The following is a 15527-nucleotide window of genomic DNA, read 5'->3' as shown; positions in this document are numbered from 1 at the left end:
CAGCCGCCTTTAGACCGTTTTGATCGTACCGCCATCGATGACAAACTCGGCGCCCTGGATCGAAGCAGCACGGTCGGAGGCAAGGTAGGCGACAAGGTCGGCCACCTCTTCAGGCTCGGCTCCGCGCCCGATCGAGATACCGCCCAGGGCATCAAGCACGGACTGCCGCGCGTCCTCAATCGTGCCGCCATTGGCCTTCCGGAGCATTTCGAGAAAGTCCGCGGTGGCCTCAGTCATGATCCAGCCGGGCGAGACGGAGTTGACCCGCACGCCCTTGGGACCGAGCTCTTTCGAGATCGACTTGCTGTAGGTTCTGAGCGCCGCCTTCGCGGCGGCGTAGGCTGTCGTGGATTCCGGCAGCGGCAGAACGGACTGAATTGAGGTGATATGCACGACGGTGCCTTTGCCCCGCTCCAGCATCTGCGGGATCAGCAGGCGATCGAGCCGGACGGTCGCCAGCAGGTTGAGGTTCAGCTCGGCGAGCCAGTGATCGTCTGTCAGCGCGGCGAAGCCGCCCGCCGGCGAAGCCGAGCCGCCGATGACCTGGGCAAGGATGTCGATACCGCCCAGCCGCTCAAGCGCTGCCCTGGCAAACGCTTCGCCACCCTTCGCGGTCGTCAGGTCCGCCTGCACGTAGTCTACGCCCTCTATAGGATCCTTGATCGTGCGGGCGGCGGTGACGACACGGGCGCCGCCGGCCAGGAACCGCTCGACGGTGGCGCGGCCAAGACCCTTGGTGCCACCGCTAATGAGTACGCGCTTGCCAGCGAACTCGTTGGGATCTGCGTGGATGCTCATACCGTGGTCTCCAGAATCTTAATGCCGTCGTTCTCCAGCGTGAAGCGATAGGTGAAGCGGAGCGGGCTGCCCAGGAAGTCGCCGTGAGCGGGACCTTCGAGCACGACATCGCCGTCTTCTTCCCGACCAGTGTCGGGCTCAAAGATCGCCTTAACCGCGATCGCTTCTTCCTTGAGTAGCTTGCGGATATCAGCCAGCCCCTCGTAACGCTTGCCGTTGTCAATGAAGACGGACTTCTGCAGGAAGGGCTTCATCATGCCGTCGATATCGAGACGGGCGTTTGCCTCGATATATTCGGCAATCGGCTTGGGTAGGTTCATTGACATGTTCATCTCCTTGATGGTGATGAGCAAACTTAGCGATGGACTTTTCGCCCGATAAGCGAGACAAATCGGCATGGGGTATTACGAAAATCGGGACAATGACTCGCCATTCGCTGATCGAACTTGAGGCGATTCTTGCCATCGTTCGATGCGGATCGTTTCGAGCGGCGGCGCTCGAACTCGGCATATCGACCACTGCCATCAGCAACGCGGTGGGCAAGCTCGAACGGGATCTTGACGTGCGGTTATTCAATCGCACCACGCGCAGCGTCTCGCTCACCTATGCGGGGAGGATCTTCGTCGCACAGATCAAACCGGCGCTCGAGGGCATCCAAAAAGCGATGGATACGGCGCGCTCGCAGCAGGAGACGCCGTCTGGCATCTTGCGCATCAATGCCTTCGCGACGGCGGCCCGCGAGATCATGGCGCCGCTGGTCCTGAGCTATCTGAAGCTCTATCCGCAGGTTCATATCGACATCGTCACCGAGGGGCGGCTTGTTGACGTTGTGGCCGCGGGGTTCGATCTGGGCGTGCGCAGCGCGGATCTGGTGCCGAGCGACGCGATCGCCATACCGCTGGGTCGGATGCGACGCATGGCGGTTGCGGCATCGCCCTCCTTTTTCGAAAACAGGCCTATCCCCCAGGTGCAGCAGGATCTGGTCTCTTACCCCTGCGTTCGCGTGCGGCTACCCGATGGCGCATTGTTCCGATGGCGGTTCGAGAAGGGAAGCGAAGAACTGCAGCTCGACGTCGAGGGGCCGCTCACTCTTGATGAAGCATCTCTGGCGCGGATCGCGGTGACGAGCGGCGTGGGGATCGGCTATTTCATGGAAGCCGATGTCCGCGAAGACATCGCGGCGGGACGGCTCGTGCGCATTCTCGAAGATTGGACACCGCCGCTCGCGCCGCTGTGCCTCTATTATTATAATCGGCGGAATTCCTCCGCGGCCTTCCAGGCGTTTATCGCGCTCGCGCGCGATTACGCGGCCGGACGGCTCGCGTAGCCTTGAGCCTGCTGCGCGACAGAGGCACCGAGGTCGTTTGGCATTCACCCCAAAAATCCGCGGTTTTGCGCCCGATTTTCCGACGGCCAGCGACAGGTCATGGGTGATTTCGGCCATCAGAGAAGCCGCGCGGCCCGACCGCTGCGCCGGGTCGCGCTGTTTTAGTAGCTCGAGGCTTGTTGAACGGAGCGATGTTTGGACTGCTCCATTGCCTCTGGAAGGGGAATGCCGCGATTGGCGGCTTCTGTCAGATACCCAGACCTCAGCCCGTGTGCCGAGAATTCCATAGGCTCCAACCCAGCCATCTCGGCCCGTTGCTTCAGGATCGCATGACCGACTGCGGATCGAGCGCACGCCGAGAGACGGTGCCCCATCCGGGATCCCAGAGATGATGGGCGATGAATTTGAGAAGCAGGCTTTCCGGCGCCGGCCAGGGGAGGGGAGCGCCGGTGGAAAGCTCAACACCAGGCTTCGAGATAGCCGAGATCGGAGGCAAGGGCGCGAAGGGTATTGGCGCCCATGCCTTCCTTGGCCAGATACTTGAGGGTGGCGACATCCTGGTCCGTCAGCAGCGTTGCCAGCTGATCGCGGCGGGCGAAGGGCAGGATGGCGTCGAGCGCATCGAGTTCCTCGGCACGCCTTTCAACCGAAGTTGATGACGCGCCGCTCATTTCGGCAGTCCGTTCTCGTCATAGAGATCGTCGTGGTTCGAAGTCTGATCACCGTTTGCCGGGCGACCGGCGGCTGCCAGCGCCAGGAAATCATCCATCGTGCTTTGACCCAGCTTCGGGATCGCCGTGAGAATAGCGATAGGCTGCCCGGCACGGCAGATGACGATCTCGTCATTGCGCCGTGCGAGATCCACCAGCTCTTCGAATCGTTCGGCCGCTTCGGGAATATCCGCATAAATCTTCATCGCTATTGCCCCTTACCAGACCCGTTCGTGCAGCACCGTGTCGAAAGCCACGTCCAGCGACAAGAAGGTGCAGTGTTCCAGCCGTGTCTGGGCGGCGAGAATGCGATCCCAGGGATCGCGGTGATCCCAGTCGAAGCTTGCCGCCAGCTCGGCATGCAGATCGCTGATGGCGAGCGTCTGCAAACCGCTGGCGATGACTGCGGCGCGCAATTCCTGCGGCTTCAGGTCGAGTTTCCTCAGGCGCATCTTGTTGTCGAGCTCGTAGAAGGAGACGGCGCTGACGAGGATGGTGTTGGCCTTGTCCTCGATCAGTGCCCGGGCCGTGCCCGACAGCCGGTCGCTGCCGATCGTCCACCAGTAGACGGCGTGGCTGTCGAGCAGCACCTTCACGGCTTGGGCTCGCGCTCGGCCGGTCCGCCCTGCCAGACGCCGACATCGTCGTTGAAGTCGCCGGCATCGATCGCCGCCTGCTCAGTATCGACATCGTCGAACAGGTTGTCGGGCAGGCCACGCTGGCGCAACAGGCCGAACGGGCGTTTGCCACCGTCGGGCGGGCCGATCCGCGCGTAGACTTCGTTGCCGCGCATGATAACAATTTCCTCACCCCGGTTGGCTCGTTCGAGCACCTCGGCGAAATTCTTGCGTGCATCGCTGATCTTGTAGCTGGTCTGGGGCATTGTGCGCTCCGATAGTGGCTTTTGACGCTACTGTAGCAGCGTGAATGCTCGCGTACAAGGCATTTGTACTTATCACTATCGATACCTGAAACCTATCGATAGTAAGAGGCAGAGCCAAATGATGTATGGCGGACGGAAGCAATACTGCCTTTCGATTCACTATGGTGAAAGAATATCGTTAATTCATATAGTTAATATGATGGAATTAGGTACGCGCTCTCGATCACTGGGAGGAAGAGAGCAGTAGTCTCGCGCCGCGTCGATGATTTCGGACATATGTAAATATCCGTGATTGGACCCCCTCTGATGTGTGCACGGTCGAGCGAAAAGGTGATCGCAATCCACAATTTTGAGGTGTTTCTCGGGCTTGCCTCAGATGAATGCGGTGACAAGTTTGATATAATTTTTTCGAAAATCGTCGCGTATCGGCTAGTCGATCTTGGCGATACATCTCCCGATGCAGGAGCGTTCTCGCATGGAAGATTTTGAAATCGACTATAATAAAGCAGTCGATGCAGGCAGGCGAAATCTGAAAGCTACCAAGCTTCTAAGCAATTGGTGTCTTCATGCGGAGTTTGCCCGCATGGGAGGCAGGGGAATGATAGAGGCAACGACCGGCCTTCCGATCGGGCACATGGGTGTTCGTTGCAAGTTTTCGAAAGCAAACTCCATGTTCACGTGGCTGCTCGAAGACGCGGCTTATGGATTTTACCTAGCCAACTGTAAGGGATGCGACAAGCGAGTGGCGGTTGGACTCCCGAATATTATGGAGTTCATCGGCCCTAGGGAACAAGAAGCAGAGCGACGCGCGATTCAAAGTCAAGAGGAACTTGAGCGGCGAAAACAGGAGCAGTCGGAACGAAAGAAAGTCCGCGCAGAATTAAGAAACGACTTGTCTTTGGAAGAGGGTTTCGTGCTCGATCTCATTGACGAGCTGGATAGCGACGAAATTTCTCACACCGACCCAAGGCTCGAACAGCTCGCAAACCTCGCACCTGAGAGTTTCGGCCGCAAGGTCATCGACTATCTGCTCCCGGCGGCGACATGCGAAAATCGCCCGTATTCGGTCCACGCCGCAAAGGCGCTTTTCAGGGCAAAGGTGGAGTTAAATGAGAAGCTCGCAATCGCGGTACGGTTGATCCAAAACTATGCGGAGTCGAAAGACGTCGTAGACTTCGTGGTTCTGGAATCTGCTAATCTGGACTGTGATAGCCTTGCAACGGTTCTGCGTCGCTTTGTTTCACTTGCAAATCCTCTGCCGCCGGGCATGCGAATCGGTGCGGAGGAGCGAGAATATGATCGCGGTCCAATACAAGCTTTATTTGAGGCCCGGCCAGCCGACGTTTGCAATAACATTGCAACGTTTATCACTAGCGGGAATCTTGCGGAATTCGAAGCTGCCACAGAGATGATTATCGGTATAGGCAGCGATGAGCTTTTTCAGAAACATGCCCGCAGCCTAATTGGAAAACTGATGCGTCGAAAGCGTTTGCTACCGCAGGAACGTCGTGACAGCAGCATACTCTATTATCTTAGAATGGCGGCTTCTGAAGCCCTCGAGCGGCTTCCGGAACAAACCGACGCAATTATTCAATCCTTTCTTCGGGACAATGAGGATATCGGTAAGGGGGAAGCATACAGGACCTATCGTTCTGTACTTCAACACAAATACGGTGAAACGGCCAAGATCGGAAATCCTCAGAAGATCGCGTTCCGAAGATTGCTTTGGGCCGCCGTTGATACGCCTGAGTCCCCGACAAGTGAGGCGGCGCAGTTCTTTAGACATACATGGGACGAATTCGAGCAATTAGCGGCGGAAAATCTCGATGAACTTATCGGCGCCGCCGCAACTCTAAGCGCGAAGTACGAGCGGCTCGAAGAACAAAGCACGCTGGAAATCCCCGACACAGTTCTTGCGATGATGGAGCGGAGGAACCAACGCAGTTCGATCGACACATTGCAGGGCGCGTTGATCAGTTGGGCCGCCCTAGGCGCAAAAGCTAAGGGCAAGCAGGGAGTGGGTGACTTTCTCGATCTTTACCGTCGGATGCCGGAAGGGCAGACACAGATGCGTGGGAATATGATCGTCCATGTCTCAAAACTGCTGTCAGGCATTGAAAGCCTCAGTCCGGTCTTGTCTGATTGGTATCGGGCATTGATGGACGAAAGTGCGCTTGTGCGTGCAAGTGCGGCTAAGGCGTGGGAAGATGTGCCCTCCGCCTTGGAAATCAACTTTCCCGACCTTTTTTTTGAAGCATTTGCTGTCCTTCTTACCGACCGTTACGTCATCGTTCATCAATGGGCTGTTCGCGCCCTGCGGAGGAACTTCTTTCCAAACGATAAACGCTCAATGCTCGCTGTTCCATTACGGAATCTGATCCACCACTATTCCAAAGATGGTGAACGAGAGCAGTTTCTGGTGGATTGTATTGATGTTTTCGCACTTCTCTGTCTGACCAAGGAACAGATAAAGGGAAATTATGGAGCATATTTTTCAAACCTGCTTGTGAGGCTCGAGGGCGATGCGCTGTATTCTGCAGTTAGAGATTTGAACCAACACCTTGGTGAGGCGCCGGGATTCCTCAAGGTCATATTGAAGGCGTGGCGCGACGATTACGTTCGCTCGATAAGTATCGATGATTGCATCAGTGCAATTTTGAGAGCGCCATTGGAGCAATTACGAGAATGTACGGAGGAGATCATAGCTGCATTTCGGGCGATTACGCCAATTGAGCCCGAAGATATCGTGGAAGCACTCGTCCTGATTTTTTCTTTGAGCAGGGCCACACGATTTGCGACCGCTCGTGATTGCGCCCAAGCGTTATTGGCGGGGATTCCCACCGAAGATCGAACCCAAATGTGGCGGCTTCAATTGACACTCGTTGATGTTGCCGTCGCGATCGAAAACGCGGTCGCCAACCGTGAGGATTCCGCCGAATTGATCGCGTTATGGAGCAGAACTGAAGCAGAGCTGGAGACCGAGATTGAAGAACGAGCCCGAATTCGAAACTTTCCGCCGCACGTTCTCATCCCGGATTAACGTGGCCTCTGCCATCTCCGAGGCACTGAGTGCTTCTCAAGGAGCATCGGATCGATTAGCTGAGGCTTGCCTACAATTCGACACTACAATTTCTGCGATCGGGAACGGAGACGTGGAGGATCAGTATCGCGCATATGGAATGGCGTCTGGTCTTTTTGCTCTTCTGGCAGAATGGAAGCAAGCCATCCGCCGAGCCGAGCCAGAATCGTATCGCTTTTTGGCCGCGGCGAAAATGAAGGCCTCGGAAATCGATCGGGATGCAGGTTTTGCTCAAGTCGATAAATTGCTCGATTTCCTAGCAAAGGTGGATAATGTCCAGACGCCAGCCGACCTCGATGACCTGCAAGCGCGTCTCAGCGGTTGGAGTCTTCCGCCTCTGCTCTTTGCTAAGATTCCGAAGCCGCTTCCCGATTATGTTCGGGCGCCTGGCGGTGTATCCACATCAAATGAGATCGACACTACAGTAGCTTTCCTTAGGTTTGATATCGACGGTCAGCCGGCAAAACACTGGAACTATCTCAAACCCCGGACGGCCTACGATTTATCCATAGAGGTCCGGGTGTCGAACTGGCCACAGGGCGCAACCACATTGTCCCTGGTTCCAGTGACATTGGATAGCCGCGAGCGCGACTGGTTGCCGAAGTTTCTCTTCTCGAAGCCCGACGGCGGTGGGCCGTTTACGCTGACTGGAACTGGGAGAGCGGTGCTGGAGACCGCCAACTCATTCGGGTCGAGGCCCTATGAGTTTCTCTACGCTGCTGAGTTCAACGATCGGGAGGGTCACCACAAGGTGGAGATCGTCGGTCACCGGCGCTTGCTGCTGGAGGGAACCGATGTTGATGCAAATCCGCTGACCGGTTTTCCCAACGTAGACCGACACCTTCGGAAAGTTCGCGATCGTCTCCGGTCATTTGCCGGATTGAACGTGGATGACCTGGCGAACGCGATGGTCATTCTCGGCGGTTTTGGAAGCATTGCTGCGTCAGCACTTCAAGACGCCATCTTTGAGGCGGACACCACTGAGCGCGAGTTTCAAAAGGAGGTGACCGCGCGGCTACGGATGCGTCCGGATATTGGTTCCGAGCTCAACGGCCATCCGGCTGCTGCAGGTGGAATCACCGATTTGACATTCCGGCATGTCCCTATCGAGTTGAAGGTCGAAAACAGCAAGGTCCTTTCTCCTAAAGACTTCGAGAATTATTTTGATCAGACGGCAGCCTATGCGTTGGGGCTCGGCAAGAAGATTGCGATCCTTTCGGTACTAGACTCCTGTGCTAAAAATTCGCCTATCGGAGATGTTGAAAAGGATATCGATATCTTTTCACATCAAGTCGGCAATTCTGCCGTCGTCATCGCGGTGGTCGTTATTCGTGGTGGACTTCCTAGGCCCAGCTCCTATTCAAGGTAGGTCGTACACAATGCAATCTCGCATTCCCAAATGCCTCGGGGATATCCATGCATAACGGAATTGCCCCCCTTTTTCGTCGCGGCCGCCATACGAGAAAAGCGTTTAGTGCCATTGTTGCGACAGTATCCGCTGCCCGAGTGGCCCATACATTTGCTTTATCCGCCACATCGTCACCAATCCACCATTGTCAGGGCATATCTGAATTTCTGCCAAAAGCACCTCCCTCTGATAATTCAGGCGTGTGATGTTGACGTCTGATGTAAGATCCAAGAGGTGCTAAGCTAACCCCAATCGAACGGGGCGACAGTTGCCAAATAGACATCACGCCGTAACGTCTTATCTGTTAGACATTTAAGCCCACGAGAAAAGCGTCCGCGGTTCGAATTCTGTCAAGAGCCAGAACCGAATTGAGGGAGCGGAAACTCTTTTGGCGCTCGGCCGAACGCGATCTTTCCAGCTTCATGGTCAAGGCTTCCGCGCGAATTCGCGGAAGTGCGCTCTCAGGTGAATGTGCAATCAAGGTTATGGCCGCTCAAGACTTCCGCTGTGGTGCAATACCTGCAACTCTTGCCCCGTAGGGGGGCGGCACCGTCGCCGCCGCCTTTGACTTACTCTCCCAGGTTCAATGTCTTTTGGACAAAGTCGCCTGTCGCAGGGATTCTCATGCTGCTCCGAAGCATCAGATCTGCGAAGCAGGGATTCCGGCCCGCAGCGGTGCCAGGATGTGTTGCTCGACCAGTTCAGGTGTCCACTGGACGTACTCGACCACGCTGCCGTCCGCATGCTTCATATACATCATCCGTCCGGTCGGGATGTCTTTGATGTCGCGCATCACAGATGCACCGTTCGCGAGGAGCTTGCGCTTGGCCTCGTCAATGTCCTCAACGATCCAGGGACCCAGGCTGCCGCGGATCGGCTCCAGCGCCTCGTCCGTTCCGCCAATCACCAGCACGTCGCCAATCCCGACGAGCGTCAAGGGGTCATAATTGAGCGATAGATGCGGCTCCGTCCCGTGGACTGCTTTAAGTGTTGCCACGGTGGGCTGGAGGTCTGTCGTGAATATACGGGTGTATGTCTTGAGGATCATGAAGATGCCTTTATGCTGGTGGTGAAGGTCAAGAGGCCGCTCGCTCGCGGTTGGAACACACAGCGTCCGCTTTGCGGAGGAGATGATGACGCGATCGGCCTCCTCCGCAGATCGGTCCCCGGTTTAGCGGAGGAACCTCTCCGAGACCGCCAACATGGTGACGGCGTGACCGGCCCGGGCAAGGAGCTCCTCGAAGGCGGCCCGATCGGCGTCCACCCCGTCCTGAAACGCTGTCAGGGTGGGCCACCACAACTGACGCGCGCCTAGGAAGGGTGGCTCGTCGCCGTGCACCTCGGCGCTCGGTCGGTTCACCGCGTGACGCAGCGCTCCGATCCGCAAGCCGAGTTCGGCATCGTCCGAGCCCACCCAGTCGAGATTGCCATCACGATGCACGAACTGCAGGAGATGGATGCTTGTCGGCCGCTCCAGCACGTCCCATTGACGATCGACCCCGGCTCTGGCGCCAATCGGGGGCCGCGAGACGATGACCTCCTCCTCGGTGATGAAGAAGATGACCCTCGGCAGGTCCTGGAACAACGGTTCGTCGGGGCGAATATTGTCGACGAATAAGGGCTCGTCGACCAGTGCGGCGGCGGCCTTCGGGGAGTCGAACGAGGGCATGGCGACGCCATCGTACTCGTCCTGCCCTGGGCCGAGGCGGTCGGTGTCGAACTGGTGCGCCTGGACGTAGGTGAGCATTCCCGGGATCTGACGGCCCAGGGTGCCGTGCGGGTGGCGCCAGTGGTCATGGAAGCGCTGGCGGTCGATGTCGGGGCGGCGGGGGATGAGGGAGAAGAAGCGGATCAAGGAAGTTCCTGACTTGGTTTAGTGTTGGCTTGGTTCACTTGTTATCGATGCGAATGTCACGTCTGCTGGAGGTGTAGGAGAGCCTTTCTCGTTGACTTGCGAGATAGGTATACATCTGCTACCTAGTTGCAAGAACGCACTTACAGTCGCCTAGGTATCGTCGAGGAAACCCATCATGCCAATCTGCCAGCATTTCGATGAAAGCTGCCCCAGCCGCTCGCTGTTCGACAACATCGCCGACAAGTGGTCGATGATGGTGATCAGCGTGCTGGATGCGGGCCCCATGCGCTTCAACGGAATCAAGCGGCACATTGGGGGCGTGACCCAGAAGGCGCTGACACAATGCCTGCGCCGGCTGGAACGCAACGGTCTCATCTCTCGCCGCGTCATCATGGGCTCGCCGATTGGGGTCGAATATGCCATCACGCCGCTCGGCCGTTCACTGCTCGGTCCTTTTCAGGCGCTCCATGAATGGACAATTGAGCATGTGGATGACGTGGAACAGGCGCGCCAGGCGTTCGACAGCCGCGACGCCGCGTGACCTGACGTGATCGATGTTTCCGATCGGAAGATTGCCTTCGCTCAGTCTTTGCGACCCTAGAAGACACCGTCGGCAAAAGTAAAACAGCCAAGGCCGCTTCTATTGTGATCGGACAACTCGCAAGGGAACCTCCCTCATGACCGCACCGTGAACCATCTCATTCAGTCTGTTTGCTGATGCGACAAGCAATCAATACGCATCGCCGGTAATTGGCTTCCGCACCAGGGGGGCGTTGGTTCAGATACCGTCAAGAGCACTTATTCAACTCCGGCCCTGTCGCTAAGACTGTCGGAAATGCATGGCCGTTAATCTAGGATTTCGAAGATTGGCGTCCAAAATGGATAATATTCTCGTTCATATTTCCGATCTCTCCTCTACGATCGTCAGCGAGGCCGATTATCGGGAGGAAAAAATCTATGTCGGACACAAAACTGGCAATTCTAACCGGCGCGTCGGGTGAAGTCGGCCGAGCTACTGCGCGGCGCTTTGCCGAAAGTGGCTGGTCGCTTCTATTGTGTGACCGTGCTTCGCAAGTTGTTGAGGTAGCAGAGGGGCTGTCTTCCGAGTTTGGACGGACCAGCATCGGTATGCAGATGGATCTCGAGCGCGACGCAGAAATCGAACGGGTGATCGAGAGGGCAGCACAGACGGGTATTCCGCTGCGCTTCCTCGGACTGATTGCGGCGATCAATCATCCGGCCGTCAGCATTGCAAATATCGACATGTCCCTCTGGGACAAGGTGCAGAACATCAATCTGCGGGCGAATGTAAAGTTCATCAGCGCGGCCGTGCCTTTGATGCGAGCGGCGGGTGATGCATCCATCGTTAACGTGGGTAGTTACTGGGGGCGAGAAGGGCACCCCTTCTTCAGTCCCTACTGTGCTTCCAAGGCGGCGCTGATTTCGTTGACGCAAAGCGTTGCGATCGAACTCGCCCCTGAAATCCGAGTAAATTGCGTTGCGCCTGGGAATATCGATACGCCGATGCATTACAATGCCCTGGCGGTCGAGGCGGAGAAGCGCGGCATTTCAGCAGAAGCGATGCGCGAAATCGAATGGGCCAAGATACCAATGGGCCGCCCCGCCGCCACGACGGAGATCGCTTCGGCGATCCATTTCCTCTCGACAGAGGATGCAAGCTATTTCGTTGGTGCGACCCTCGATGTCAATGGTGGCTGCCGACTAACGTGATGGTCGGCGCCAGACGGGCAAGCCGCGGCTATACGACCGCGGGTGTCTTACCTGCGCCACTCGACAATGAGGCTCGCGGTGCCGGCCCGGTGCTGCCCCTGATCACTGGGTGCGGTGTCAACAGGATCCGCTTCACTGGCTGTGAGCCGTTCTTGATCAGGCTCATGAGCAGATCGGCGCTTTCGAATCCGAGATCACCTCCCGCCGTATGAAGAGTTGTCAGCGGAGGAAAGAGCATGTTCATGAAGGGCAGGTTGTTAACACCGGTCAGCGATATCTGCTGCGGGCAGCTGACGCCAGCTGCCCGCATTGTGGTAAGACAGCCGACGGCGAGCAGATCATTGAATGCCATCACGGCAGTACTGGTGAGCCCGGACGATAGCATATGCGCCATGATCCGTTCGCCCTCCGCGACGTCGTAGGCGCGAGCTTCTACGACTTCGAAACGGCAGCCGGCTGCTTTTGGAAGGCGCATCGCCGCATTGAACCCGGCGAGCCTGTTTTGGGCGGTGGAGGCCGCCAATGGCGGTGTGACATAGGTGATATCCTTATGGCCGAGGTCGAGAACATGCTCGACCATCGCCTGAACACCGGTCGCGTCGTCCATGCAGACAGAAGAAATGCGGCTATCGCGAGGATCCCGAAGAACGGCGACGGTTGGTATACCCAACTCAAGGCAGAGATCGACGGCGGGATCGTTCAGCTCGAAGCTGGCGACGACCAGACCGGCGACGAACTGGCCACTCATGCGCTCAATTATTGAGCGAAGCTTCGCTACGCTATAGTCGGAATTGGCGACGAAGGTAACATATCCTTCCTTGGCCACGCGCTCTTCCACAGAGGCGATAATCGGAGAAAACAGCGGGTCGCTCAGATTGGGAACGATGAGGCCAATGGTTCCTGTCTTCTGGGTGCGCAAGCTCGAGGCCAGCGAATTCCGTGTGTATCCGAGCTCCTCGGCCACCTTCTCAATTTTTCGCACTACCTTGCTGGATATCCGATGCGTCGCGCCAGAGCTGAGGGCGCGTGAAGCCGTCGAGACGTGGACACCCGCGCTCTTGGCGACATCCACGATCGTCGCGCGTGGACGCTTGCTGCCGGGATGTTTTGGATTTTCGCTCATGAGGATGCCCGCTTTTTAGCCCGTGTACCCGGGAAAATATTCGATCAAACCTTTGCGCACAAGGTGCGGATTGGTCGGCGAAAGTAGCAGCGTTCTAGATGTTCAAGCCTCTCGGCGAACCAAAGATCAGCTATCTCAGCGCGTCATTTCGTATGCTTCGCACACCAAAGGTAGTTTTTGCGTAGGAAGATTGGCCAGCGCGGTATGTTTTTTCCCATATATCGCGAAATCGATTGCTCAATGCGGCGGTAGTCAAGAGACTGAAAACATTAGCTTTGCGTAGCAGAAATGAAGCATCTCCATAATCGTCGTGCCAGAACTGAGCAAACGTTTGCTCTTGACTCAAACTTGTGCGCCTCCTAAGCATGTTACCCGGATGGAGCAGCACTGTCGGTGCTGGTTGTGGAGAGAGTGCACAATGGCTTGGTCCTCAGGGGGCGATCTGAAAATTGCATTCGTCGGGACAGGCGCCCAAGGTGCCTCGATCGGCGCGGATTTCATACAGGCAGGCTTGCATGTGACGTTGATCGAGCAGTGGCCCGAGCACGTTGACGCCATGAACGCTCGCGGTATCACGGTGAACCTCCCGACTCGCTCAATTCATGCAAACGTTTGCGCTAAACATCTTTGCCAAGTCGCTGAAATTCGGGTGCGCTTCGATCTGATCTTTGTCCTTGTCAAGGCGTACGACACCTCCTGGACCTGCCAGCTGATCGAACCGGTTCTCGCCACTGATGGGCTCGTCGTCGGTATCCAGAACGGTATGACGCAACATGCGATTGCCACGATAGTCGGCGCCGAGCGAACCGTTGGCGCGGTCTTCGACATGGCGTCGAACATGTTTGTCCCGGGCGTCACGAACCGGCAGAACGATCACGACACGTCATGGTTCGCGCTCGGTGCGCTCGATCCGGCCAACCGAGACCGCGTCGAGCTGATCGCCGAACTGCTCCGCGCGAGCGGTCGGGTCGAGGTGTCCGACGATATCAGCTCTGCCAAGTGGATGAAGCTGATCGTCAATGCCGCGCAGTTAGTTCCCTCTGCGATCTTGGATCTGCCCTTTAGCGAGGCTGTTAAGGTCCCCGGAATGGAAGCCGTTATGAGAAGCGCCGGCTACGAGGCGATGCGCGCAGCTCAGGCCGATGGCGCCAGCCTCGTTCCGATCCTCGGCATGGCGCCGACCACGGCGAATGACCCCGAGCGCTATGTCGATGCAATCTTCGACGAGGTGTTGAGGACCTTCATGATGCCGGACACCCTCACGACGGTGCTGCAGGACTGGCGAAAGGGGCGGCGGAGCGAGGTCCTCGATATCAACGGGCATGTTGTCGCGATGCTGGAAAAGGCGGGGCAGAGCGCCCCTGTCAACCAGCGGGTTGTCGAACTCGCTCGATCGATCGAGCGCGGCAGGCTTGTCCCGCAGCCGTCGAACAGCGCGCTTTTCGGCGCGTGAGCGGCGACGGAATTTAAAGCAAGGCGCGCAAGCTGCGTCACGGAAAAGGAGAAGTCTATGAGTTGGGATAATGCGCGCGGCCCCAGAATCGCGTTTGTTGGCACCGGAGCGCAAGGTGCGTCCATCGGCGCGGACTTTGCGCTCGCCGGACTGGATGTCACCTTCATCGAACAGTGGCCGGACCACGTCAATGCGATTCGCCAGAATGGCATCACCGTCAATCTGCCGACGCGCACCATCAATGCGAAGGTGCCCGCGCTTCATCTCTGCCAGGTCGCCGAGATCAAGGAACCGTTCGATGTCGTCTTCCTCGTCGTCAAGGCCTACGACACGAAATGGGCCTGTCAGCTGATCGAGCCCTGCCTCGCCCCCGATGGGCTTATCGTTGGCCTGCAGAACGGCATGACGCATGAGGATATCGCTGCGGTAGTGGGGCGCGAGCGCACCATCGGTGCGGTCATTGAGATTGCCTCTAACATGTTCATTCCCGGCATTACGAACCGGCAGAACGACCATGATGAGTCCTGGTTTGCGCTCGGCGCGCTCGATCCGAAGACGCAGGAGCGCGTCGAAGACGTCGCCAACCTGCTCAGGAACTCCGGCACCGTCGAGGTGATGGAGGATATCCGGTCCGCCAAGTGGATGAAGCTGGTCGTCAATGCTGCCGAGCTCATTCCATCGGCCATCATCAACCTGCCGCTCAACGACGCGGCGCGTGCCCCCGGCATGCTCGAAGTCATGCGTGCGGCCGGCTACGAGGCGATGCAGGCGGCATTGGCCGACGGCGCCAAGATCATTCCGATCATCGGTATGCCGCCGGTCACCACCAACCATCCGGAACGCTATGTCGATCAGATCTTCGAGGAGGTGCTGAAGACCTTCTCGCGCGAAGACACGCTGACGACGTCGTTACAGGACTGGCGCAAGGGGCGCCGGGCGGAAGTGCAGGAGGTCAACGGTGTTGTCGTCGACATCCTGCGCGCCCACGGGCAAGAGGCACCGGTCAACAAGCGGGTGATGGACGTCGCCTACGATATTGAGGCCGGCCGTCTCGAAGCGCGTCCGGAGAACGCTGCTTTGCTGATCGAAACATACCGCGCCGTCAGCGATCGCGGATGAACTCCCGGCGCGAACGGAAAGGCGAGATATCATTTAACCTG

15 protein-coding genes and 1 pseudogene are annotated in these 15527 nt (G+C 57.5%); 7 read left to right on the top strand and 9 right to left on the bottom strand.

The genetic code is table 11. The annotated features are described in order from the left end of the window. Nucleotides 1-9: 9 nt before the first annotated feature. Nucleotides 10-798: an SDR family oxidoreductase gene (locus FBZ97_RS28015; RefSeq protein WP_145324622.1), complete on the bottom strand. Its 789-nt coding sequence runs from the start codon at nt 796-798 to the stop codon at nt 10-12. Further along, on the bottom strand, nt 795-1124 hold the full coding sequence (locus tag FBZ97_RS28010; protein WP_145324620.1) for a nuclear transport factor 2 family protein: 330 nt from the start codon (nt 1122-1124) through the stop codon (nt 795-797). Before FBZ97_RS28010 ends, FBZ97_RS28015 begins: the two co-directional genes overlap by 4 nt. Before the next feature lie 95 nt (nt 1125-1219). On the opposite strand from FBZ97_RS28010, the gene FBZ97_RS28005 reads away from it, so the two are divergent. Further along, a complete protein-coding gene (locus FBZ97_RS28005; protein ID WP_145651045.1) occupies nt 1220-2125 on the top strand; it encodes a LysR family transcriptional regulator in 906 nt (301 codons plus the stop codon). A 161-nt stretch (nt 2126-2286) separates the two neighbouring features. Here the strand turns inward: FBZ97_RS28005 and FBZ97_RS28000 are convergent. The 4 genes and pseudogenes from FBZ97_RS28000 to FBZ97_RS27985 all read right to left on the bottom strand — a co-directional run bounded on the left by FBZ97_RS28000 (nt 2287) and on the right by FBZ97_RS27985 (nt 3718). Further along, nucleotides 2287-2796 (bottom strand): annotated as a pseudogene (locus FBZ97_RS28000) (tyrosine-type recombinase/integrase). Further along, entirely contained in the window at nt 2793-3041 is a 249-nt protein-coding gene (locus FBZ97_RS27995) for a prevent-host-death family protein (protein WP_113396292.1), read from the bottom strand. The pseudogene FBZ97_RS28000 and the gene FBZ97_RS27995 overlap by 4 nt, the downstream one beginning before the upstream one ends. Nucleotides 3042-3053: 12 nt before the next feature. Further along, nucleotides 3054-3431, bottom strand: a complete 378-nt coding sequence (locus FBZ97_RS27990) for a PIN domain-containing protein (protein WP_069610762.1) — start codon at nt 3429-3431, stop codon at nt 3054-3056. After that, nucleotides 3428-3718, bottom strand: a complete 291-nt coding sequence (locus FBZ97_RS27985) for a type II toxin-antitoxin system prevent-host-death family antitoxin (protein ID WP_145324618.1) — start codon at nt 3716-3718, stop codon at nt 3428-3430. Before FBZ97_RS27985 ends, FBZ97_RS27990 begins: the two co-directional genes overlap by 4 nt. A 475-nt stretch (nt 3719-4193) precedes the next feature. Here FBZ97_RS27985 and FBZ97_RS27980 point away from each other — a divergent pair, with 475 nt between their 5' ends. Together FBZ97_RS27980 and FBZ97_RS27975 are read left to right on the top strand one after the other, a co-directional pair. Next, complete coding sequence (locus FBZ97_RS27980; RefSeq protein WP_145324616.1) at nt 4194-6758, top strand: hypothetical protein; 2565 nt, start codon at nt 4194-4196, stop codon at nt 6756-6758. Continuing rightward, nucleotides 6703-8166, top strand: a complete 1464-nt coding sequence (locus FBZ97_RS27975; protein WP_145324614.1) for a hypothetical protein — start codon at nt 6703-6705, stop codon at nt 8164-8166. Before FBZ97_RS27980 ends, FBZ97_RS27975 begins: the two co-directional genes overlap by 56 nt. Before the next feature lie 679 nt (nt 8167-8845). Here the strand turns inward: FBZ97_RS27975 and FBZ97_RS27965 are convergent. Both FBZ97_RS27965 and FBZ97_RS27960 read right to left on the bottom strand, forming a co-directional pair. Further along, the gene (locus FBZ97_RS27965) at nt 8846-9253 is read right to left on the bottom strand and encodes a VOC family protein (RefSeq protein WP_145324610.1); all 408 of its coding nucleotides are present in this window, start codon (nt 9251-9253) and stop codon (nt 8846-8848) included. Nucleotides 9254-9376: 123 nt separating this feature from the next. Then, nucleotides 9377-10060 carry an EthD domain-containing protein gene (locus FBZ97_RS27960; protein ID WP_145651039.1) on the bottom strand — a complete coding sequence of 228 codons (684 nt, stop codon included), beginning with the start codon at nt 10058-10060 and terminating at the stop codon, nt 9377-9379. Nucleotides 10061-10235: 175 nt separating this feature from the next. On the opposite strand from FBZ97_RS27960, the gene FBZ97_RS27955 reads away from it, so the two are divergent. Together FBZ97_RS27955 and FBZ97_RS27950 are read left to right on the top strand one after the other, a co-directional pair. Then, complete coding sequence (locus FBZ97_RS27955; RefSeq protein ID WP_145651036.1) at nt 10236-10601, top strand: helix-turn-helix domain-containing protein; 366 nt, start codon at nt 10236-10238, stop codon at nt 10599-10601. 416 nt (nt 10602-11017) lie between these two features. Beyond that, the gene (locus FBZ97_RS27950; RefSeq protein ID WP_145324169.1) at nt 11018-11791 is read left to right on the top strand and encodes an SDR family oxidoreductase; all 774 of its coding nucleotides are present in this window, start codon (nt 11018-11020) and stop codon (nt 11789-11791) included. Nucleotides 11792-11819: 28 nt separating this feature from the next. Here the strand turns inward: FBZ97_RS27950 and FBZ97_RS27945 are convergent, their stop codons facing one another. Next, a complete protein-coding gene (locus FBZ97_RS27945) occupies nt 11820-12914 on the bottom strand; it encodes a LacI family DNA-binding transcriptional regulator (protein ID WP_113408944.1) in 1095 nt (364 codons plus the stop codon). A 418-nt stretch (nt 12915-13332) separates the two neighbouring features. Here FBZ97_RS27945 and FBZ97_RS27940 point away from each other — a divergent pair, with 418 nt between their 5' ends. Further along, the gene (locus FBZ97_RS27940; protein ID WP_113408943.1) at nt 13333-14367 is read left to right on the top strand and encodes a 2-dehydropantoate 2-reductase N-terminal domain-containing protein; all 1035 of its coding nucleotides are present in this window, start codon (nt 13333-13335) and stop codon (nt 14365-14367) included. A 57-nt stretch (nt 14368-14424) separates the two neighbouring features. After that, nucleotides 14425-15486 (top strand): 2-dehydropantoate 2-reductase N-terminal domain-containing protein, encoded by a 1062-nt coding sequence (locus FBZ97_RS27935; RefSeq protein WP_145324167.1) that lies wholly within the window; start codon nt 14425-14427, stop codon nt 15484-15486. Nucleotides 15487-15527 lie beyond the last annotated feature (41 nt).

The sequence above is a fragment of the Rhizobium sp. ERR 942 genome, assembly GCF_007828395.1.
In the GTDB taxonomy this organism is placed as follows: domain Bacteria; phylum Pseudomonadota; class Alphaproteobacteria; order Rhizobiales; family Rhizobiaceae; genus Rhizobium; species Rhizobium dioscoreae.
Note: the sequence above shows the minus strand (reverse complement) of the source record. Positions and strands in the feature narration are given on the sequence as shown.